Raw genomic sequence first — 20,637 nt, forward strand, 5'->3', positions numbered from 1 at the left:
CTCACTGCTATTATGCCGTTCATACTTACTCTCCCAAGGGTTTTAGTGTTCGGAGCACTTGGAACACATCATTTCAACCTTTTATAGTCCTATACCGTACCCCTATACCTATATACATAATAAAAATAATAAATCTAATATAATAGAGGGACAGTGTTCCAGTTCCTTATAAGGCCTTTTATACCAAGGATTTAGGGATGGAACACATCAATAAAAATAGTGTTCCTTAGTGCACCCGCTTATAGCCACGCTTCTTTATTCCGTTGATTCGGGATTGTGCCGGTTTCCAGTCTTTTTTGTTGTCCATCACATACTTAATCTTATTGGAAAGCTTTCGATTTTTAACCAACTCTGGAACACCCATCTTAAAAGCGATTTCAGCACTGGCAACAAAATCACCTTTAATCTGGTCTAACGCTTCTTCTATTTGGGCTTCCTCTTCATCAATATACATAAAGTTTTCACGATTGCGAGCCAGCATTAATGCTTGTTCGTTGGTCAACTTAAAGCTAAAGCCATCATGGTAATAACTAACGAATTCACCCCATAACTGATCAATGGTTGCTTGTGGTAATTCGTCCACCGGTGACTTTTCCTGCTGACTGGGATTAACCATAATTGGTAAGAAACGGCGTTCTCCGGTCTTATCCTTTAAATAGGTTAGTTCATTGGTGGTTCGGGCCATGACAAAATTTTTGTACTCTCTAATATAGTTACGCCTATAGGCTGGTCGAAACTCTAACATTTCTAAACTGGCAAACTTCTTCAATACTTCAAAACTGCTGTGAGTAGTTGCCGTCATTTCATCATCATTTACAATTAGTGCCCGCATCATATTGCCAAAGTCGTCCTTGTTTTCAAAACTAGTAAACTGGTCGGTGTACCATCCGTTAGCCATATTCTTTAACAGCGTAGTTTTACCCGTACCTTGTCCGCCAACTAGGTCTAAAACAAAATCAAACTTAGTTACTGGTTTAAACGTCTTAGCCACCGCACCAACAAAAAACAACATAGTTTGCAGAGTAGTAGTTTCCGAATGATCAGCACCTAAGTAGGTTGGTAGAAAATCCGCTACCCTTTTCTTGCCATCCCACTTTTTAAAACAGTTGTTGAAATACTCAATTACCGGATTAAACACGTTTCGGCGTGAAACGTTGGTTACTGCATCATTAATCAGCTTAGGTGAAAAGATTACCCGGTAACGTTCTTCAATGTATTCTTGAATGGCTGGTGTATACTCATCCTTTAACTGACCTTTTTCAATTAATAATTCTCGTGAATCTCTGGTTACCTCAGTTTCGTGCGTAAACTCGTTAAACGCAAAAAGTTGTTTTAAAACTGTATCATGTTTTAAAATTAAGCTAACGTTAGCAATGCTATTGATTTTAATGTTCCCTTGCGCCGTAGTCATAAACTTAATACCATTGCTATTGTCAGCTTGGGACTCTTCTAATTTACGAAGCTTGTCTGCTGCTTCTTCTGCACTCACAGGGCGACACCCTCTTTCTTTAAAGTTTGCTTCCCACATATTTTGAAGTTAAACGATCGTTCTCTTTATAACAATCCGTCAATAGCCGTTGACTCACTGTAATTAGTGCCAATAGTTGTTTACGAACGTGCAACGCTTCAATTGCTACCACATTAATATTCATGTCAGATGGTTGCCGGTCATATCGGTTCACCACGTCCGCAAAGCCACCCGCTAGGTCTTGGGCGGTACCTAATAGTTGAATAGCGTCGTAAACCACGCTATTATTTTCTTCAAAATCAAATGGAAAATTATTATTATCAGTTTTAGTCATTGCCTATTTTCTCCCTTTATAATCAGTGATAAACTAAAACCGTTTAGGGGTTCTAGTTCTAAGTCCTTGCGTGCGTCCACACGTTAGGACTTTTTCTTTGTGCTTATTTAGCCACGGATTAAATACCATGAAACACCGCTTTAAGCTCGGCGGATGCATCGTTTATTGATGGTTACGGCATCCGCTACCGACTTGCCATAATTTAATCTGTGAACCGGCCAGTACTAACATTCCATCATTACTAACGCTACTTTATCCATCCGTGAAACTGCATTTTTCCTAACTAGCACCACATAATCAGACCGATATTACTAATTCCAGCTAACTAGCCACGTTTAATTAAAACTGCTTAAACGGGCTTAAAATCACTCCTAGGTGCATGCAATTTTTTTATAACTATACCGCCTGTCAGCCTGTTATTTTTAAACTGCATTTTCATCCATGAAATTATTAATATCTCGCTTACTAATCCGTTTAACGTTACCAATGATACTAACTGGTAACCCCTCACGGATAAAACCATTTAACGTGTTCCTAGCAACGTTTAGATAATTGCATGCTTGCCCCAAGTCCATGTAATCCGGGTAAGTGGCCTGCTTACCAAACTTCTCAAACGCATCACGGCACGCTTCGTACATTTCCGCTTTCATTTGCGTTTCGACTTCCGTCGGTACTGTAAAACTCATTTCCATGTTGATCACTCCTTAAACGTGTTCATATAACCATCCGTTTAATTTATTTAACGTTGTTGGATTAATATTTTCAGACTTACCGTTTAATAATCGATCCAGTGTCCAACGACTAACCCCGGTTTGTCTGGCAAGTTCTAAAACTGAAATATTTAGCTCACCACGTTTCCGCCCTAATGCCTTGGTTAAATCACTCGTTATCTTAGCCATACAGAAACCTCCTTTAACAGATACATTTGTAGCACATGTACATAATACAAAAGTAGCACAATTTTGTCAATACATTTGTAGTACCTTTATGTTATAATCACTTTAAAAAGGTGGTTTAACTTAAATGAAACGAATACGTGAACGCCGATTAGAATTAGGATTAACACAAAAAGAACTAAGCTCCATTTCAGATATTCCTTATCCGTCAATCCGTGCCTATGAGACAGAAGTACGTGAACCAAAAGCCGAAACATTAGAAAAGATTGCCACAGCTTTACAAGTTCCAATTTCTTATTTACAAGGTAATACCGATGACCCAGATGGCTTTGACTTATGGGAAAATGCAACTGGTTACGATCAAAAACAAATTCAGCATGAAATCGAACGAATGAAAAAAGCTAACCGTGTATCAAGTGACGAAACCTTACAACATTTGATAGGTCGAGCCGTTGCAAACCTTGATGGCGATATGGGGGGTGAAACGGATGCTGCGGTACTTAACGAAATTCAATATCTGTTAAGCAATATTCGTAATGAAGTTCTTGATAAATACTATTTGGATCCTAAAAAAGTTGACCAACTTCCCAAATTGGGTAACATGCCACTTTTCAATCCCGGATCTAAGCACTCTGATGGTTCATTATTTTATGATGATATGAATGCGGATGTTTACAACCAGATTTCTGAAATACTTTCAAACGCACGGAATCAAATTGCATCAATTAAAACTAAGTAATTAACTATTTCTTCCAATACATATCTTTACCGCCTGTCAGCCGTAACGATATGGAGGAAACAATCATGGCATCATTTAAGCAGTACACTACAAAAGGCGGGAAAACCTTATGGCGGGTATCGGTATATGCTGGCCTTGACCCTAAGACTGATAAAAAGAAGTATCTGGTCCGAGGTGGTTTCGATACACGAAAAAAAGCCACCCTCGCCGGTGCTAAATTAGAGTTAGCAATCAGTAAGGGTGACTTTGAACAAGAAATACCAAAGGACTATTTCTATCAAGATGTTTTTAATGAGTGGTGGGACAACTATATTAATACTGTCCGTGAATCCACTCGTAACCGGGTAACCGGCTACTTCCATAACCACATTTTACCAGAATTTGGCAATAAAAAAATAGCTATGATCACAACTAGAGACGTTCAAAAAGCCGTTAAGAAGTGGTTTAAGCAAGTCCGGGTTAATTATCGCCGGTGGTTCGTTTATGCATCTGGGGTCTTTGAATACGCTGTACGTCAAGGCTATATTAAAACCAATCCGGCTAACAATGTTGTAATACCTAAACGGGAGGAACAAGCCGGGGATGATAAAGATAAATTTTGGGACAAGGACCAACTAACTAAGTTCTTTGGTTGCATTGATCCTAACGAACATTTAGACGTTTTTATGATGTTCCGGCTATTTGCCTATACTGGTGTTCGACGTGGTGAACTACTAGCCCTAGAATACAATGACGTTAATTTTGATGAAAATACGATTACCATCAATAAAACGTTAACACAGGGTGACCGGGGCCGGCAGATTATCCAAGCACCTAAGACTAAAGCATCACGGCGAACCATTCCCGTGGACGCTGAAACTATGCAATGGCTTAGGAAATGGCGAACATATCAGAAACAACTTTATTTTAAGCTAGGGTTTAATACACTCAAACCCCATCAACTAATTTTTTCGAACACTAAGAATGGTTTTCATTCACTTAACACTCCGGCCAAGCGTTTAAGAACAATCATTGACGCCAACCACTTGACACCGGTTATCTCGGTCCATAAGTTCCGTCATAGCTTTATTTCTAATGCGTTAATGGCGGGGGTACCCGTTTCAACAGTACAAAAATTAGTAGGACATAGCTCGCCAACTACCACCCTACGCATTTATGCCCACATTAATCAGGAACAAGCACGCAAGGCCACCGACAGCCTAGCAAAATACCTTGAAATGTGAAAGGATAACATCAGGGATAACATCAGAATTATTTATATCTTTTAAAATGCCGGTATCGCTGGTATATCAAGGGTTTCACATTTCCAGTGTGGTACCCCGGTAGGGTCCATAATAAAACGCATCACGCTGATTTTGATCAGTCGTGATGCGTTTTATTGTACTTTAGAAAAGTTGGACCCCGTTATGGCGGCAGATAACTAGGGTCACTTTTAGATTTAGGCTAAATCATCTCCATTAGATTTAATGACTTTCTGATACCAGTAGAAGGAATCTTTTTTAATCCGAGCCAAACTCCCTTGACCAGCATCATCTTGATCAACATAAATAAAACCATAGCGTTTGGACATTTCAGACGTCGAAAAGCTGATTAGGTCAATCGGGCCCCACATGGTATAACCCATTAAATCAACCCCATCCGCAATCGCTTCCTGCATTTGCGTAATGTGTTGCCGCAAATAGTCAATCCGATAATCATCATGAACTTGACCATCCGCCGTTAATTGGTCAACCGCGCCTAGGCCATTCTCCACTACGAACAACGGCTTCCGGTAGCGATCCCACATCTCGTCTAACGTGATCCGTAACCCAACGGGATCAATTTGCCAACCCCAGTCGGATTCTTCCAAATACGGATTACGCCCGCCAGTCGCCATGTTACCATTGGTCTGTTCACCAGCATCCGCGGTCGTGACCGTGGTCATATAGTAGCTAAAGCTAATGAAATCCACTGGATATTGCGCCAAGATAGCTTGGTCATCATCCGCCATTGCAAGCTTAATCCCATTGTCGGCAAAATAGCGATTCATGTATTCCGGATATTCACCGCGCGCTTGCACATCGGTAAAGAATAGGTTCTTATCATCTTCCAATTGCGCTGCTTGCACATCAATCGGATTCGGGGTACCTGGATACGTTTGCATCCGTGCTAACATCGAACCAATTTTTGCATGCGGATCAATTTCGTGTAATTGCTTCGTCGCAATCGCACTAGCCACGAATTGGTGATGTAAGGCTTGATACCGAGTTTGTAACTGATCGTGTTTCGACATCGCCGTATCAATAGCGCCCGTTTCATGGAAACCCCAAGTACCCGTGTTGATCTCATTAAACGTTAGCCAATAGGGCACTTGACCCTGATAACGCTTGAAAACGACTGCTGTGAAGCGATTAAATGCTGCAATAGTCGCCCGACTAGCCCAGCCATTTTGTTTCAAAGTTAACGCAATGGGCATCTCATAATGTGACAACGTAATCAATGGTTGAATATCATACTTCTTTAATTCTGCAATCACCCGGTCATAAAAAGCTAAGCCGGCCTCATTTGGTTGCGCTTCATCACCATTTGGAAAGACCCGCGACCATGCGATGGAGAACCGGTAAACTTTAAAACCCATTTCGGCAAATAATTTAATATCTTCTTTATAGTGATGATAAAAATCAACACCCCGGCGTTTCGGATAACGCGTATCCGTGGCATCAGCCACTGCTGCCTGGATAGACTCAGTCGTGACCGCGTCCATCGACATTTTCTTACGATCTGTCGCCTTTTCAACGACTTCCGCCGTCGTTAAACCTTTACCATCTATATTCCAAGCCCCTTCAACTTGATTAGCAGCGGTCGCACCGCCCCATAAGAAATCTTTGGGAAATCCTTTAGGATAAGTTGTTTTATACATTTGCAGTTACTCCTTCATTAGTTGCTAACTTCAAAATCCAGTTATCGGCTGCGGCGGTTGCATCCGTTGGCGTCACCGCTTGATAATCATTCGTATTTGTCACAATGACCATCACCGTTGGATCGTACCCAGCCGCTTTAATCTTCGCAACATCAAATTTCGTGATGACCTCACCCCGTTTAACTGATGCATTTTGTTTAACTAAAGTTTCAAAGAATTGACCATTTAACTGGACGGTATCAATCCCAATATGAATCAAAATTTCAACACCTGCTGTGGAAGTAATCCCAATCGCATGTCCAGTTGGATAAACGGCGCTAATTGTCCCATCGACGGGCGCTTTAACCACACCATCAGTCGGCACAATCGCTAACCCTTTCCCCATCGCTTCTGAAGCAAAAACGTCATCGTTAACACTCGTTAAGGGAATAATCGTCCCAGTCACAGGTGCCGTAATCGTCGTATCAGCAGCAACCAACGTCGTTGTCGTGGTAGTCGTTTTAGTCGCCGTATCTGTCGTAGTCTTAGGCATCCCGACTAACAGTGTCAAAATTAATGCACCGACAAAGGCCACGATTAATCCAATGACTTCACCGATAAAGCCCTGACCTAAATAGGTCGGTAAGGCGAGTAAACTTGGTAAGGTGAAGGAACTGGCATGGACTTGGAACGCACCACTAATTGCCCCACCAATGGCCCCACCAACAACCGCACAATAGAATGGTCGTTTTAATTTCAACGTTACCCCATAAATTGTCGGTTCCGTAATTCCAAAGAACGCAGTAATCACGGACGAGCCGGCTAAAGCTTTCATCTTGCTATCTTTAGTTCGTAAAAAGACACCTAAAGCAGCTCCCGCTTGAGACAAGACGGCTGCACTTAAAATTGGTAACAATGGATCATAGCCCATCTTAGCAATATTGTTCATCATCAATGGGACAAACGTCCAATGAACCCCAAAGATAACGAAAACTTGCCAGAAGGCCCCCATCAAGACGCCGGCACCGATTGGGAAGAAGTTATAAACAGCCATCATGCCGGTTGCTAACGCATTACTAATCGTGCCACCGATCGGGCCGACAACAAGTAATGTCAATGGCATCATGACAATCAAGGATAGTAACGGCGTGAAAATATTTCGCACGGCTTCTGGGAAAATCTTGTCAAATAACGGTTCTAAATAGGATAGCACCCAAATTGCCAACAGAATTGGAATGACCGTTGACGTATACGTCGTGGGCACTACTGGAATGCCAAAGAAGTGCAGGGTCGTTGCATTTGACATTACTGAAACCAACGTTGGGTACAATAATGCGGCGCCTAATGACACACTAACAAATTGATTAACACGTAATTGTTTGGCGGCCGTGAAGGCTAAGAATATTGGTAAGAAGTAAAAGATTGCATCTCCTGCCGCGTACCAAATCTTATAAGCACCACTGCTAGCTGATAACCAGTTTAAAGCGACTGCTAGTGCTAAAAGCCCCTTTAAAATCCCAGCACCAGCTAAAGCACCCAAAAACGGCGTGAAAATGCTTGAAATAAAACCGATGAACCGGTTAATCAAGTTGGGCTTATCCTCTGGTTCAGTGGTAGTCGCTTCTGGTGTCGCCATAGTTGCCAAGCCAGCCAAGTCTGCTAAAGCATCGTACACTTTAGCGACAGAGTTTCCAATCACGACCTGATACTGACCGGCACTTTGAACAACCGTAATCACACCATCTAAATCATTGATTGCGGCAGTATTGGCAGCATCGGTCGATTTCAAGTTAAATCGTAACCGGGTCGCACAATGCCAAGCTTTAGTAATATTTTCTTTGCCACCGATATTCGTTAATATCTGCTGGGCTAATTCTCGATAATCCATAATTGACACACTCCTTAAAAAAATAAAAACCCAAGTCACCCCCTGCTCGTCGTAATTGACGATTAGAAGATCACTTGGGTTTTGCCTAATTCAATAGTTACAATCCCATTATTAATGTGCTTCGTTCAACATCCGTTGAATGTGCATGGTTAAATAAATCTGTTCATTCATTGAAACGGGTTGTTGTGCCGTCTTTTTTATAAACGTCACAATCTTTTGTACACAAGCAAAAGCTTGCGGATACTTCTGTGAAACATGTTGAAATAAGATTTCATCTTCAGTGCCTTGTGAGCGATCAACCTCTTTCAACGTTAGCCGCTCGGCAAAGAAACGCAAATGAACTAAGAACCGTTGCAAACTTAGACTGTCATCCGTCATCGTTAACGATAATTGATATTTGACGATATTCAAAACATCATTAATCAATTTCGTCATAACGATCGTTTGATCAGCATCCGAGGTTGCCATACTATTCTCAACAAACTTCATGGCAATAAAACCGGCTTCATCCTCAGGTAACTGAACCTCAAATTGACTCGCAACCAACGTTAAGGCTTGTCGGCCAACTTGATATTCTTGATGATAGATGCGTTTGGTTTCCCACAGAATCTCATTTTTGATATCCATTTGATGTAAATGTCGATACACGGCAAAATGAATATGATCAGTCAATGAGATAAGTAAGTAACTATTAAACGTGGTATTCAGCTGCTTTTCCGCTAAATCAATGATTTGCGACGCAACTTCAAAGTACTCTGGTTCAATATCACTCATAAGTGACTGAAAGTTGGCTAACCAATTATCGGCTGTTGGTGTATATGTCTTGGTGACGCGGGTCTCATCTACAGAGTCGCCGCTTTTCTTTTGAAAACCAATCCCTTTACCAATTAAAATAACTTCGTGACCATGCTGGTCCGCCAATAACACATTATTGTTAAAAACCTTTTTAATCCGCATGCCTCACGCCCCTTGACTCTTGGTCTAAAAATAAAACCCAATAATTTCAAACCCAGTGATCGACTACACCCATCACGGCATTCAAAATTATCAGGTTTTGCCCACTAACGTGTTAGCGGTAACAATCCTTATTTACAATTATTTAGTATAACGAGTCGAGAAAACGATTGCAAGAATTTTATTTATTTTGTTGATTTTTAACTATTTTATAATTTTTCTTGACAAATCTTAATCATAATTCTTATACTGAGATTATCTTAAATGAAATCGAAGTGACTTTGTAATGTCAACGCAAAAACAATTCATGCAAATGATGTGCTGTCCATGTTGTGCAACTAACAACATGGCTATTTGCGTTAAATTACAAGCGTCGCTAGTATCTCAAAATTAACGAAATTGAGCTCAAACCGTTATTTTTGAAACGCCTGCTTGGAATCTGACGAGATTCCTAACAGGCGTTTTTTGTTACCGATTAAGGATGTTTAAGTCAAACAAATGTGAAAGGTAGGCCTCAAGATGAGCAGTTGGGTCATTATTCAACAAAGTCTCCCCTTGTTCGAAAAGGGCTTCTTCATTACGCTAAAATTAGCTGCGCTAGGAATTATTGGTGCCATCATTATCGGTTTAACTTGTAGTCTCATCCAGTACTTCAAATTACCAGTGCTGAACCCTTTAGTTACCATCTACACTGAAGTAGCCCGTAATACACCGTTACTAATTCAATTATTTTTTCTCTACTACGCTTTCCCCGCTCTTGGTTGGCGGTTAACGGCTAGCCAATGTGGTGTTATTGGCCTCATTTTTTTAGGCGGTAGTTATATGGCGGCTGGCTTTAGCGGTGGTTTTGATGGTATTACATCAACTCAATTAGAAGCGGGCCAGGCAATTGGCTTAAACCGTTGGCAACTCGCACAATACGTTATTTTGCCGCAAGGACTTACATTGAGTGTACCGGCCTTGGCCGCTAATATCATTTTCTTAATTAAGGAAACCTCAATTTTTACAGTCATTGCAATTCCAGAATTGACGAATACCACGCTCGATTTAATTGGTATGTATTACCACACTAATGAATACTTACTAACCTTAGTGGTAGCTTACGCCATCATCTTGATTCCTTTATCGTTACTCTTAACCTATCTTGAAAGGCGGGTTCGCTATGGCACATTCGGGCATTGAGGTTCTAACAACCGGAACTAATTTTGTCCGGTTACTAGGCGGATTGTGGACCACTCTTAAAATTGCGCTAATTGCTTTAATTATCGGCTTACTCGTGGGCAGCTTACTAGGCGTTTTGCGGACGACCAATAACCGACCACTCCGATGGATTTTACGGTTATATTTAGAATTTTTTCGAATTATCCCAACAGTCGTCTTGTTATTTTTATTCTATTATATTTTACCAAAACAATTTAATTTAAATCTCCCTGCAAACCAAGTGGCCACGTTAGTCTTCGCCCTCTGGGTCGCCGCTGAAATGAGTGACATTGTGCGGGGCGCTTTAGAATCTGTCCCGCAGCAACAACGTGAAGCAGGCCTTGCCATTGGTTTAACTTATTGGCAACTTCAACGTTATGTCCTAATACCGCGAGCTTTACCACTCTGCTTGCCGGCAACCGTTAACTTAATGACCCGCGTTGTCAAAACGACTTCTTTACTAATGCTAATCAGTGTCATGGACATTATTAACATCGGGCAGCAAATTATTGAAGCTAATAATCAAACCAGCCCCAACGGCGTCTTTTGGATCTACGGCTTGATTTTCCTATTTTACTTCTTGATTAATTATCCACTTTCACTTTGGGCCAAGTCCCTAACTAAACGCCGATTGGAGGCTAATCACGTATGAGTGAACCATTATTAAGCGTTCAACACTTAGAAAAATTTTATCAAAAAACTCATATTTTGCACAACATTAATTTTGACCTATTTGCGGGCGAAGTTTTGACCTTACTCGGACCATCGGGTTCCGGTAAAAGTACACTACTACGTTGCTTAAACGGCCTTGAACCTTATCAACAAGGTACACTAATTTTTGATGGACAGACTATCACCCAACAACCCAAGCAATGGCAACACTTACGACAACAAATTGGGATGGTCTTTCAAAGTTACGATTTGTTTCCAAATCGAACAGTTCTAGAAAACATCTTACTTGGACCAATTAAAGTTCAAAAACGGTCTCGGACCATTGTATTACCAGAAGTTCAATCATTATTAACCCAGGTTGGCATGCAAGACTACGCTCAGTCCTACCCGCGCCAACTTTCCGGCGGTCAAAAACAAAGAATCGCAATTGTCCGGGCGTTAGCCCTAAAGCCTAAATTAATGTTATTCGATGAAATCACAGCGTCACTAGACCCAGAGATGGTCCGTGATGTTCTAACCATCATGCGGCAACTTGCTGATCGTCATCAGATGACCATGCTGATTGTGACTCACGAAATTGCCTTTGCCCAACAAATCTCTGATCAAATCCTCTTTTTAGCAGAAGGACAAATTCAAGAACAGACATCAGGGTCTCAATTTTTCACACATCCACAGACTAAGCGAGCCCAAGATTTTTTAGCTAGTATGGATTTTTAATTTAATTGGAGGAATATGTAAATGAAAAAAAACAGTCTTAAAGGTCTATTGACACTACTCGGCTTAGTACTCTTATTAATCGGTGGCTTGGCCGGTTGTGGCAACCAACATCGTTCTAGTACCAGCAATAGTAGTTCCACCGCTAATCGCAATCAAAGTACTGTCGCCAAGATTAAAAAACGAGGTACTCTACGTGTTGCTGTTTTTGGTGACTTACCGCCTTATGGTTGGGTGAACTCCGCTGGTAAACGTGTTGGTTATGACGTCACTTTGGCGCGCCGGCTAGCAAAAGATTTAGGCGTTAACCTAAAATTCGTTCAAGTGAACGCGAACAATCGAGTTGACGCACTAAATGCAAACAAAGTCGACATTGTCTTAGCTAATTTCACTGTTACCAGTGCTCGCAAAAAAGTTGTGGCCTTCGCCAAACCTTACATGAAAGTCTCAGTTGGCGTCATTTCACCTAAGAACAAGCCCATTACGAAAGTCAGTCAACTCGTTGGTCAAAATCTGATTGTCACAAAAGGAACCACTGCTGAAAACTACTTTACTACCAAGCAAACCAACGTTAATTTATTAAAATTCGATTCTAAAACCCAACAATTCAATGCCTTAAAAAACAAGCGTGGGATTGCCTTAGCAGATGATAATTCTTATCTCTATGCTTGGGTCAAAAACAACCCTAAATATACCGTTGGTATTAAGAGTATTGGTCCAAAACAATATATTTCGCCTGCTGTAAAAAAAGGAAATCATTCACTTTTAAAATGGACGAATCATGAAATTACGACATTAACTCAGGCAGGTTTCTTTAAGACTGATTACACCCAACAACTCCAGCCTTACTTTGGTAAAGAAGTTAAAGCTAGTGACATTATTATCAATTAGTTTTTAAAAAACATTAAGAGTGGGAGAGAATCCCTAAGCTTAGATGAAACGTCTAGGCTTAGGGATTCTTTTTAAAATGATCAATAGCTATAAAATTCAGCAGTACCGTCAAGAACCGCCTGATCCTATCTTTTATGTCAGCTTCGCTAACCATAATTGTCGCAACCTGCTATAGTAGACATAATAAAACTTACTTTGGAGGTTATCACATGGCAAATCGTTACTTGCATAACGTTCAGGGCCTTTTTGATACGATTGCCCCAAACTATGATCGGATGAACACTATTATCAGCTTAGGCACTCATCGCCATTGGCGTAAACAAACCATGGCACAGATTAAACTCGCACCATCAGCTGAGGTGTTGGATCTCTGCTGTGGCACCGGTGACTGGACCATTGCACTTGCCCAGCAATTAGCTTCGACTGGTGAAGTTATTGGTTTTGATTTTTCAGCACCAATGCTTCAACTCGCCCAACAAAAAGTTAATCAGGCCAACGTCGCTGACCGTGTTTGGTTACGGCGGGGCAATGCCATGCGGCTACCCTTTAAAGCCAATACCTTTGACCTCGTTACCATCGGCTTTGGCTTGCGCAACTTACCGGATAAGCGTCAAGCATTAGCTGAAATTTATCGTGTCTTAAAGCCTGGGGGTCAGCTAGTCTGCTTAGAAACATCACAACCAGATCAACCACTAATCCGGCCTATTTGGCAATGGTATTTTACTAAAGTCGTCCCGTTGTTTGGTCGCCTATTTGCTCATCAATATCAAGAATATTCATACCTCCAAGAGACCACCCGCCACTTTTGGAGCTATCGACAATTAGTCACTCATTTCGAACAGACGGGTTTTACAAATGTTCATTATCAACGCTTCAACTTCGGTGCGGCCGCCGCTCACTTCGGCTTCAAACCTGATTTGGCGGTGACTCATGACTAATTTAACTGCACTTAATCAATGTTTGACTTGGCTCACGCAGCCCGCACCACCAGTCAGTCCAATTGATGGCCTGATTCTATGCGGCAACAGCCTCCCATTAACAACGCAACTAGCCGCTCAATTAGCACTCAAGCACCACTTATCAACTATGATTATCACTGGTGGTATCGGTCACGCCACCAGGTATCTACGCCAGAATTTACAACAGACTAACGATGATAGTGAAGCCAAAATCATGGCAGCTAGCGTCCGCAACGCTGGCTATCAAGGTGACTTACGCCTTGACCCCACCTCGACGAATACCGGTGAGAATGCTCAGCACACCTTAACTCTAGTCCCAGCTCATTGGCATGACGTCCTACTGGTGCAAGATCCCTTATTGGCCCGCCGAACACAGCTCACTTTCGAATCAGTCTGGGGGCCGAGGTATCACTTTGCGCGCGTCATACCTAAACAGTTACAGCTCACTGCACTAACGCCAACACTTAAATTTAGCGGCGCTCCCGAATACGACGCAGCCTGGTCACCCGCCTACTTCACTGAATTATTATTAGGTGAAGTGCAACGACTCTGGGATACCCCCACCGGTTACGGTCCGAAAGGTCAACGCTTCATTCCGCATGTTGACCTCCCACAATCGGTATTAACGGCCTATCAATCTTTAATTGCGACGACATTACAGCGACACCGTTAAAATTTAAACTTACCCAACGAATTTGACCCTAAATTCGTTTTTTTGATGTCGAAAAAAATAACTAGCTACTTTTTACGAATTTAACTGATATAACACAGCTAAAATAACTTGCCATTCAAGGTAGTATTTTCAGTGACATTTCAATCTAAACAAAAAAACTAACCCCAAATCAGCCGAAATAACCGGCTAAAGATTGCGCTAGTTAACCATTCTGCTAAGCTAACAGATAGCCATTTGTCCAAGGAGGACGCCATGAAAACTCGAAACTCAGCCTTTGAATTACTAAGAATTATTGCCATGTATCTGATTGTACTTTATCATGCTACTTTTTGGGGGCCATTAAATACGATTACTGAACTATCGGTTAACCGTGGCTTCACACAATTATTTGCCGTTGGTGGTAAATTAGGCGTGAACTTATTCGTCATGATTAGCGGTTACTTTTTAATTCAGTCTCACGTTACCCCTAAAAAATTAATTCCAATGTGGAAACAAGTATTTACCTATTCAGCGGGCTTTTTTGTTCTTTTTTTAATCATTAACCATGGCCATTTTCAATTCATGGCTTTATTACGTGGGCTACTGCCCGTCATTTTCAATGAATACTGGTTTGTAACTACCTATATCATGTTATATCTATTAGCGCCTTATCTAAACCAATTAATTAAGTCATTATCCCGTGTAGCCTTACTCAAGCTGGTCGCCCTACTGACTGGCTTAACGTCCATTCTGCCCAGTATTTTTCAAAATCAAACCGCCGTTAGCGAATTGGGCTGGTTTATTTTATTGTACGTCATTGCAGCGTACTTACGACTCTATGGGATCCCCACTAGCCTAGCCAGCAACCAGCGCTCTTGGCTATTCTTAGGTGGGAGTGCCTTTATCCTCGCCGGGTCCATCTTAACCATGGACTTATTAGGCCGACGCTGGCCTGTTTTCCAAGGGAAAGAACTCCACTTTGCAGGACAAGAATCCATTTTGTTACTTTTGCTCGCAATCGCCATTTTCATCCGCTTTATGCAACTCAAACCATTTAGCAATTCACTGATTAATCGCTTAGCTACCCTAACTTTTGGGGTCTATTTGATTCACGATAATGAATTTATTCGGCCACTACTTTGGCAACATTGGGTCCCAGAAAAGACCTTCTATGCCAGTGCGTTTTATCCATTACATCTATTGCTCAGCGTTTTAGCTATCTATCTTGTTGCTTCGGTCCTTGAGTTTGGCCGGCAAAGGCTATCAACTCTTTGGTTACACACCAAACAGCATAGGGTATAACTGCTGCAAGGCTTGCGCCAAGTATTGCCCCGCCACTCGTGACCCCGCTCGGTCCAAGTGTACATAATCAGTCGTTGTTGGCGCCCAATCAGCGGTTTCAATCAACTTGATTGCCGGAAAAGTCGCAACCACAGTACGAATGATTCGGTCAAAAGCTTGATTGAATGGCACTAACACCGCAATTTGACTCATCGGATATAACTGTTGGACCTGTTGGAGAAATTGGCGATAACTCAACGTAAACTCAGCCGCTGAAGACCGACGATCATTGGTCCCAACATTGATAACCACCACCGCCGTGGGTTCCGGTTGCCAAGACGTTGTTGCGTTAATCGCAGTCAAGACTTGTGGTAACGGCGGCACACCACCAGTACCAGGACGTTTTAGTCCAGCGGCACTATAAGCAATCCGAACGTTTCGAGCATTCAATACATCACTGGCAAGCACCGCATAGTTAGCTTCCGCCCGATAATCAACGGCAGGCCGGTTGCCAGCAACCCAACAACCGGCCGTAATTGAATCACCAATAAAGGTAATCCCATGCTGACCAGGTTTCACAGCCTGCAGTTGACCATCACTTTCAAGTCCCACTACTGCAAAGCCACTGTCACCTTGCCAGACTGGGTCAGCATCCGTATTACCACTCATCACTAATCGAATCACATGCGACCGACCGTCTAAAGTTAATCGGTACGGCAGCGTACTAATTGCGATGCGCTGATACGGTAATCCATCAATTTGTAGCGCCATCCATGAGGCTTCGGCAACTGCTAACGGGAGCATCTTTATCGTCACTAATTGCGCCTGAGTCACCTTAAACCAGACTTCTGAGCCAAGATTAGTACTATACATTACGGTTTGGTTCTGAATTGTTTTCACCGCCCAACGCCCTTGGAAATATGCTGTCATCACGGGGTTATTCGGGATTGTCACTTGCACTCGCATTTAAATTAACCTCCTAATTGCTGAAACTTGATACCCATCAATTTAATCTGCTCATTCCGATTATATACTAGACTCATCAAATCAAATGAGGAGTCTTACTTATGAAATTCCAACAATTTTTAACCAAGTATACCAATCAAATCACACTCATTACCGGAATCTTAATCGTCTTGGGAATGCTAAGTAAATATGTACTCAACTTTACATTAGGCTATCAACTCACCCTAGCTGTCGCTTCCATTATTGCAGCTATCCCCATCGCCGTTCGTGCTTGGAGCGCACTAATCAATAAAGTCTTCAGTATCGAACTATTAGTCAGTATCGCCGTCATTGGTGCCTTTATCATTGGTGAGTTCAACGAATCGGCCATTGTTACCTTCTTGTTTCTATTTGGTTCTTATTTAGAAAGCCGAACCCTTCAAAAAACACGTCACGCCATCAAAGGCTTGACTGAAATGGCCCCAACCACTGCCACGTTAGTCACTACCACGGGTACTGAAACTGTTGATGTTGATGACGTTGAAACCGGCGACGTCGTCTTAATTAAGACCGGGAGTCAAGTCCCCGTTGATGGCACGGTGATTGACGGTAATGGCTACCTGAACGAAGCTTCCATTACTGGTGAAGCACGCCAAATCAACAAGCAAGTAGACGACCAAGTTTTTTCTGGGACCCTAGTTGAAAATGGTTATTTAAAAGTCCGAGCCACCCAAGTTGGTGACGATACGACTTTCGCTAAAATCATTGATTTAGTCGAAGAAGCACAGGATACCAAATCTAAAGCTGAAAAATTCATTGATCGTTTTTCACAATACTATACACCCGCCGTTTTAATTTTAGCCGTGCTAGTCTTTATTTTCTCCCGTGATTTCCGCCTAGCTATCACCGTCCTCGTGCTCGGTTGCCCGGGAGCGCTAGTCATTGGGGCCCCAGTTTCCAATGTGGCAGGTATCGGGAATGGCGCCAAACGTGGTATTTTAATCAAAGGTGGCGAAGTAATTGACACCTTTGCGAAAGTCGACACGCTGGTTTTCGACAAAACCGGTACTTTAACCGAAGGCAATACTGCGGTCACTAGTTTTAAAGCTTACACCCCGCAAACTACTGAAGCATTAACCTTGGCCGCAACTATTGAAGGCGTTTCTGACCATCCTTTAGGTCAAGCCATTGTCACCTATGCTGAAAAGAACGCTAACAAAATGACAGCCCCAACTTTAACCAATACCGAAACAGTTAAAGGCCAAGGTATCTGTGCCGAAGTCAATCACCAACAAGTGGTCATTGGTAATCAAGCCATGTTAACGGCGCATCAGATCAAGCTAACAACGGCACAATTGCAAACCCTCAAGACGATGCAACAAGCTGGTCAATCAACGGTCATCATGGCTATTGATGGTACTGTTACCTTGATGTTTGGGATTGCAGATACGATTCGTCCCGACGTCAAAGCTTCCTTAGCGGCTTTGAAGACCCAAGGCATCAAGCACCTCGTCATGTTAACTGGGGATAACGCTTTAACTGCAGATGCAGTCGCCCATGAACTCAACATTGACGAAGTCCACGCCAACTTATTGCCCGCCCAAAAAGTTACTTATGTTAAAAAGTTACAGGCCGCTGGCAATACAGTCGCCTTCATTGGCGACGGCATTAATGATAGTCCGTCAATTGCCAACGCTGATATCGGCATTGCGATGGGCAGTGGAACCGATGTTGCGATTGATACGTCCGACGTTGTCCTAATGCAATCCAGCTTTCCTGCCTTAGTTCATGCCCATGGTCTCGCTAAAAAAACGGTCTTAAATACCCGAGAAAATATCTTTATCGCTATTGCGACCGTTGTCTTTCTACTAATTGGCTTAATCTTTGGTTACATCTACATGGCCAGTGGGATGTTCGTGCATGAAGCCAGCATCTTAGTCGTTATTTTTAATGCGATGCGCTTAATCAACTTTCAAACTAAAACCAATCAGCCAACGCAAGTGACTCATACAACTGGTAAACTTAGCTCGACTGTTAAAGGATAGATTCGGTCTATCAATAAGCAGTTGCAGCCATTCTCAATGAGAATGGTTGTAACTGTCTTTTTGTGACTTATCTCGCGGGACGACCAGATAGTTTCAAACTAATTAATTGCTTTTGCATACGGGCGGGGGTATATTGATAATTATCAAACACCCAGTGGGGTTATTTAAATTTGGAGGGAATCAAGAATGATTAAAGAAATTCATGACCAAGATTTTGCTAAAGAAACCGATACTGGCATTGCCGTCGTCGACTTTCGAGCAGACTGGTGTCCACCTTGCCGGATGATGGACCCCATCTTAAAATCCTTATCTGAAGATTCAGCGTATAAAGATCAGGTTAATTTCGTTTCATTAAATGTTGACCATGATCAAGAAATTGCCAGCCAATTTCAGGTACAAGGAATTCCAACTTTCTTAATTAAAAAAGACGGTCAAGTCATTAGCCACATGGTCGGCGCTCGGCCGAAACCTGATTTTGAAGCTGAATTAAAGAAAGCCGTCAATTAATCATGGCTACCGACGCAACGCCTTACGTAACCAGCAAGCAAATCACGACACGCTTAAAACGTTCGGCTGGACAACTAGACGGCGTTCTACGAATGATGGCTGAAGACCGCCCTTGTGATGAAGTGCTGGTTCAATTATCTGCCGTTAAATCAAGCGTTGATAAGGCTATGAAACTAGTCATCGCTCGCAATATTAGCGATTGTCTTGACGACACAACCGCCGTCGATGCTGAACAGCTTGCCCATTCGTTAGATTTATTGCTCAAAACTAAATAATCAGACTAAAAAGCGGCCATCAAAGTATTTCACCTCGATGGTCGCCTTTTAGTGATTCTTATTTATCCCAGTTACCTTTTTTCCAATCATCGTGTGCCCAGTCATCTTGGTCCCACGCCGCCTGTTCTTTATCGGCTTGCTTCATTTGTTCAGCAGTCGGTTGCTGTTGTTTGGCACGTCGCATTAACACTGCCGTTGACACGACTGTAATAAATCCAGTTGCAAGGATGAATACGAACGTCCACATGATAATTTCACTAATTGACATCCTTAATACCCCCAGTATTGATTAGCGCTAGTATACCGCAGTATCGTTTAATTTGTCATCAAGCACGATTTTTCCAAAATAAAAAACGACCATCATTAGATAGTCGTCTTGCAATCGCTTTAATCGTCATCCTCGTCTTCTTCATCTAACCCAGTCCGAGCTGTGTGACCCAAGAAAGCTTGTAATTGGCGAATTTGGCGATTATTACTGCCACGATAGGCCGTTAACCACGCCGCTAGTGCTGGCCGATCTTCTTTGACTGCCAACTTAATTGCGCGATCGGTAAATAGATTTTCAGTATCGAAATCTTTAACAGTTGCTGTAACCATGGCATTAGCATCCGCATATTTGAAGGCCCCATCCTCGGTCAACATCGTATATTTGACCAATTCGGCCGTGGTTGACGATGGTTGTTGATCTTCATCTAATAATAAATCAGCTAACGCTGCAAAGTTTTGCGTATTCAAGGTAATTAACCGGTCATATTCAGTTCGCAACGCCAATGAATCAGGGCCTTGAACATACCATTTGACTTGATTTAACTTGACGTATTCGACCATTAAGTTAGCCAAGATATGATTCGTCATGGCGCCGGCCGTTGGTAATTTATGGTCAAGCTCACTCTGTTTTAGTTCAGCGGCATATCGTTCAGCCATTGTTAAGTCACTCATCATTAAAATCTCCTTATTTAACCTTCACATTTTCAACTTCGTAACCCAGGCCAGTCACGACTTGGCTCAATTCATCAGCGTTTGTCACGCTTTCATCAAAGGTCGTCTTAACCTTGCTGGCATTAAATAACACCTTAACCGTTGCTACACCGGCTTGATTCGTCAAAGCCTTTTCAATTTTTGTTAAACATGATGGACACGTTAAGGTTCCTAATTGCATCGTTGCTTTTGTCATTATCATAACCTCCAATTAGTTTTACTTCCGATTGCTTGAACCTATCATAACGGCTCAGCGGCAATTAAAAATTGATCCCCGTCAAGAAACCAAATAAATTTTCTAAGCAGTGATTAGGACCTGAAAGTCCCCGTCATATCTGCTATAGTTATGATGACTTATATG

23 protein-coding genes are annotated in these 20,637 nt (G+C 42.1%); 12 read left to right on the top strand and 11 right to left on the bottom strand.

The window, feature by feature from the left end:
* Positions 1-226: 226 nt before the first annotated feature.
* The 4 genes from C5Z25_RS06235 to C5Z25_RS06250 all read right to left on the bottom strand — a co-directional run bounded on the left by C5Z25_RS06235 (position 227) and on the right by C5Z25_RS06250 (position 2,701).
* Positions 227-1,489, bottom strand: coding sequence for a virulence-associated E family protein (locus C5Z25_RS06235; protein ID WP_105451845.1), 1,263 nt, complete (start codon positions 1,487-1,489; stop codon positions 227-229).
* A gap of 19 nt (positions 1,490-1,508) precedes the next feature.
* A complete protein-coding gene (locus C5Z25_RS06240) occupies positions 1,509-1,802 on the bottom strand; it encodes a hypothetical protein (RefSeq protein ID WP_105451846.1) in 294 nt (97 codons plus the stop codon).
* Between the two features lie 422 nt (positions 1,803-2,224).
* On the bottom strand, positions 2,225-2,494 hold the full coding sequence (locus C5Z25_RS06245) for a helix-turn-helix domain-containing protein (RefSeq protein WP_105451847.1): 270 nt from the start codon (positions 2,492-2,494) through the stop codon (positions 2,225-2,227).
* A 12-nt stretch (positions 2,495-2,506) separates the two neighbouring features.
* On the bottom strand, positions 2,507-2,701 hold the full coding sequence (locus tag C5Z25_RS06250; RefSeq protein ID WP_105451848.1) for a helix-turn-helix domain-containing protein: 195 nt from the start codon (positions 2,699-2,701) through the stop codon (positions 2,507-2,509).
* A gap of 124 nt (positions 2,702-2,825) precedes the next feature.
* On the opposite strand from C5Z25_RS06250, the gene C5Z25_RS06255 reads away from it, so the two are divergent.
* Together C5Z25_RS06255 and C5Z25_RS06260 are read left to right on the top strand one after the other, a co-directional pair.
* On the top strand, positions 2,826-3,437 hold the full coding sequence (locus C5Z25_RS06255; protein WP_105451849.1) for a helix-turn-helix domain-containing protein: 612 nt from the start codon (positions 2,826-2,828) through the stop codon (positions 3,435-3,437).
* Positions 3,438-3,502: 65 nt separating this feature from the next.
* A complete protein-coding gene (locus C5Z25_RS06260) occupies positions 3,503-4,660 on the top strand; it encodes a site-specific integrase (RefSeq protein ID WP_105451850.1) in 1,158 nt (385 codons plus the stop codon).
* Positions 4,661-4,875: 215 nt separating this feature from the next.
* Here C5Z25_RS06260 and C5Z25_RS06265 read toward each other — a convergent pair whose 3' ends face one another.
* The 3 genes from C5Z25_RS06265 to licT all read right to left on the bottom strand — a co-directional run bounded on the left by C5Z25_RS06265 (position 4,876) and on the right by licT (position 9,160).
* Complete coding sequence (locus C5Z25_RS06265; protein ID WP_105451851.1) at positions 4,876-6,336, bottom strand: glycoside hydrolase family 1 protein; 1,461 nt, start codon at positions 6,334-6,336, stop codon at positions 4,876-4,878.
* Positions 6,329-8,203, bottom strand: coding sequence for a beta-glucoside-specific PTS transporter subunit IIABC (locus C5Z25_RS06270; RefSeq protein ID WP_105451852.1), 1,875 nt, complete (start codon positions 8,201-8,203; stop codon positions 6,329-6,331). Before C5Z25_RS06270 ends, C5Z25_RS06265 begins: the two co-directional genes overlap by 8 nt.
* A 111-nt stretch (positions 8,204-8,314) precedes the next feature.
* Positions 8,315-9,160 carry a BglG family transcription antiterminator LicT gene (gene licT / locus C5Z25_RS06275; protein WP_105451853.1) on the bottom strand — a complete coding sequence of 282 codons (846 nt, stop codon included), beginning with the start codon at positions 9,158-9,160 and terminating at the stop codon, positions 8,315-8,317.
* Between the two features lie 516 nt (positions 9,161-9,676).
* Here licT and C5Z25_RS06280 point away from each other — a divergent pair.
* From C5Z25_RS06280 to C5Z25_RS06310, 7 genes are all read left to right on the top strand, one after another.
* Positions 9,677-10,339: an amino acid ABC transporter permease gene (locus C5Z25_RS06280; protein ID WP_105451854.1), complete on the top strand. Its 663-nt coding sequence runs from the start codon at positions 9,677-9,679 to the stop codon at positions 10,337-10,339.
* The gene (locus C5Z25_RS06285) at positions 10,320-11,009 is read left to right on the top strand and encodes an amino acid ABC transporter permease (protein ID WP_105451855.1); all 690 of its coding nucleotides are present in this window, start codon (positions 10,320-10,322) and stop codon (positions 11,007-11,009) included. The genes C5Z25_RS06280 and C5Z25_RS06285 overlap by 20 nt, the downstream gene beginning before the upstream one ends.
* The gene (locus tag C5Z25_RS06290; RefSeq protein WP_105451856.1) at positions 11,006-11,746 is read left to right on the top strand and encodes an amino acid ABC transporter ATP-binding protein; all 741 of its coding nucleotides are present in this window, start codon (positions 11,006-11,008) and stop codon (positions 11,744-11,746) included. Before C5Z25_RS06285 ends, C5Z25_RS06290 begins: the two co-directional genes overlap by 4 nt.
* Before the next feature lie 21 nt (positions 11,747-11,767).
* A complete protein-coding gene (locus C5Z25_RS06295; RefSeq protein ID WP_105451857.1) occupies positions 11,768-12,634 on the top strand; it encodes a transporter substrate-binding domain-containing protein in 867 nt (288 codons plus the stop codon).
* 209 nt (positions 12,635-12,843) lie between these two features.
* Positions 12,844-13,572, top strand: a complete 729-nt coding sequence (locus C5Z25_RS06300; RefSeq protein ID WP_105451858.1) for a demethylmenaquinone methyltransferase — start codon at positions 12,844-12,846, stop codon at positions 13,570-13,572.
* On the top strand, positions 13,565-14,266 hold the full coding sequence (locus C5Z25_RS06305; protein WP_105451859.1) for a YdcF family protein: 702 nt from the start codon (positions 13,565-13,567) through the stop codon (positions 14,264-14,266). Before C5Z25_RS06300 ends, C5Z25_RS06305 begins: the two co-directional genes overlap by 8 nt.
* A gap of 252 nt (positions 14,267-14,518) precedes the next feature.
* Positions 14,519-15,547, top strand: a complete 1,029-nt coding sequence (locus tag C5Z25_RS06310) for an acyltransferase family protein (protein ID WP_105451860.1) — start codon at positions 14,519-14,521, stop codon at positions 15,545-15,547.
* Here the strand turns inward: C5Z25_RS06310 and C5Z25_RS06315 are convergent.
* Positions 15,521-16,492, bottom strand: a complete 972-nt coding sequence (locus C5Z25_RS06315; RefSeq protein ID WP_105451861.1) for a GDSL-type esterase/lipase family protein — start codon at positions 16,490-16,492, stop codon at positions 15,521-15,523. The two genes, C5Z25_RS06310 and C5Z25_RS06315, sit on opposite strands and share 27 nt — an antisense overlap.
* A gap of 101 nt (positions 16,493-16,593) precedes the next feature.
* Here C5Z25_RS06315 and C5Z25_RS06320 point away from each other — a divergent pair, with 101 nt between their 5' ends.
* The 3 genes from C5Z25_RS06320 to C5Z25_RS06330 all read left to right on the top strand — a co-directional run bounded on the left by C5Z25_RS06320 (position 16,594) and on the right by C5Z25_RS06330 (position 19,298).
* Positions 16,594-18,516 (top strand): heavy metal translocating P-type ATPase, encoded by a 1,923-nt coding sequence (locus C5Z25_RS06320; RefSeq protein ID WP_105451862.1) that lies wholly within the window; start codon positions 16,594-16,596, stop codon positions 18,514-18,516.
* Positions 18,517-18,702: 186 nt separating this feature from the next.
* Positions 18,703-19,023 (top strand): thioredoxin family protein, encoded by a 321-nt coding sequence (locus C5Z25_RS06325; RefSeq protein ID WP_105451863.1) that lies wholly within the window; start codon positions 18,703-18,705, stop codon positions 19,021-19,023.
* 2 nt (positions 19,024-19,025) lie between these two features.
* On the top strand, positions 19,026-19,298 hold the full coding sequence (locus C5Z25_RS06330; RefSeq protein ID WP_105451864.1) for a metal-sensitive transcriptional regulator: 273 nt from the start codon (positions 19,026-19,028) through the stop codon (positions 19,296-19,298).
* 58 nt (positions 19,299-19,356) lie between these two features.
* Here the strand turns inward: C5Z25_RS06330 and C5Z25_RS06335 are convergent, their stop codons facing one another.
* The 3 genes from C5Z25_RS06335 to C5Z25_RS06345 form a co-directional block, all read right to left on the bottom strand.
* Complete coding sequence (locus C5Z25_RS06335) at positions 19,357-19,566, bottom strand: hypothetical protein (protein ID WP_105451865.1); 210 nt, start codon at positions 19,564-19,566, stop codon at positions 19,357-19,359.
* Positions 19,567-19,685: 119 nt separating this feature from the next.
* Positions 19,686-20,237 carry a ferritin-like domain-containing protein gene (locus tag C5Z25_RS06340; RefSeq protein ID WP_105451866.1) on the bottom strand — a complete coding sequence of 184 codons (552 nt, stop codon included), beginning with the start codon at positions 20,235-20,237 and terminating at the stop codon, positions 19,686-19,688.
* A 13-nt stretch (positions 20,238-20,250) separates the two neighbouring features.
* Positions 20,251-20,472: a heavy-metal-associated domain-containing protein gene (locus C5Z25_RS06345; protein WP_199774899.1), complete on the bottom strand. Its 222-nt coding sequence runs from the start codon at positions 20,470-20,472 to the stop codon at positions 20,251-20,253.
* Between the last annotated feature and the right edge of the window lie 165 nt (positions 20,473-20,637).

This window comes from Lactobacillus sp. CBA3605, from assembly GCF_002970915.1.
GTDB lineage: Bacteria > Bacillota > Bacilli > Lactobacillales > Lactobacillaceae > Lactiplantibacillus.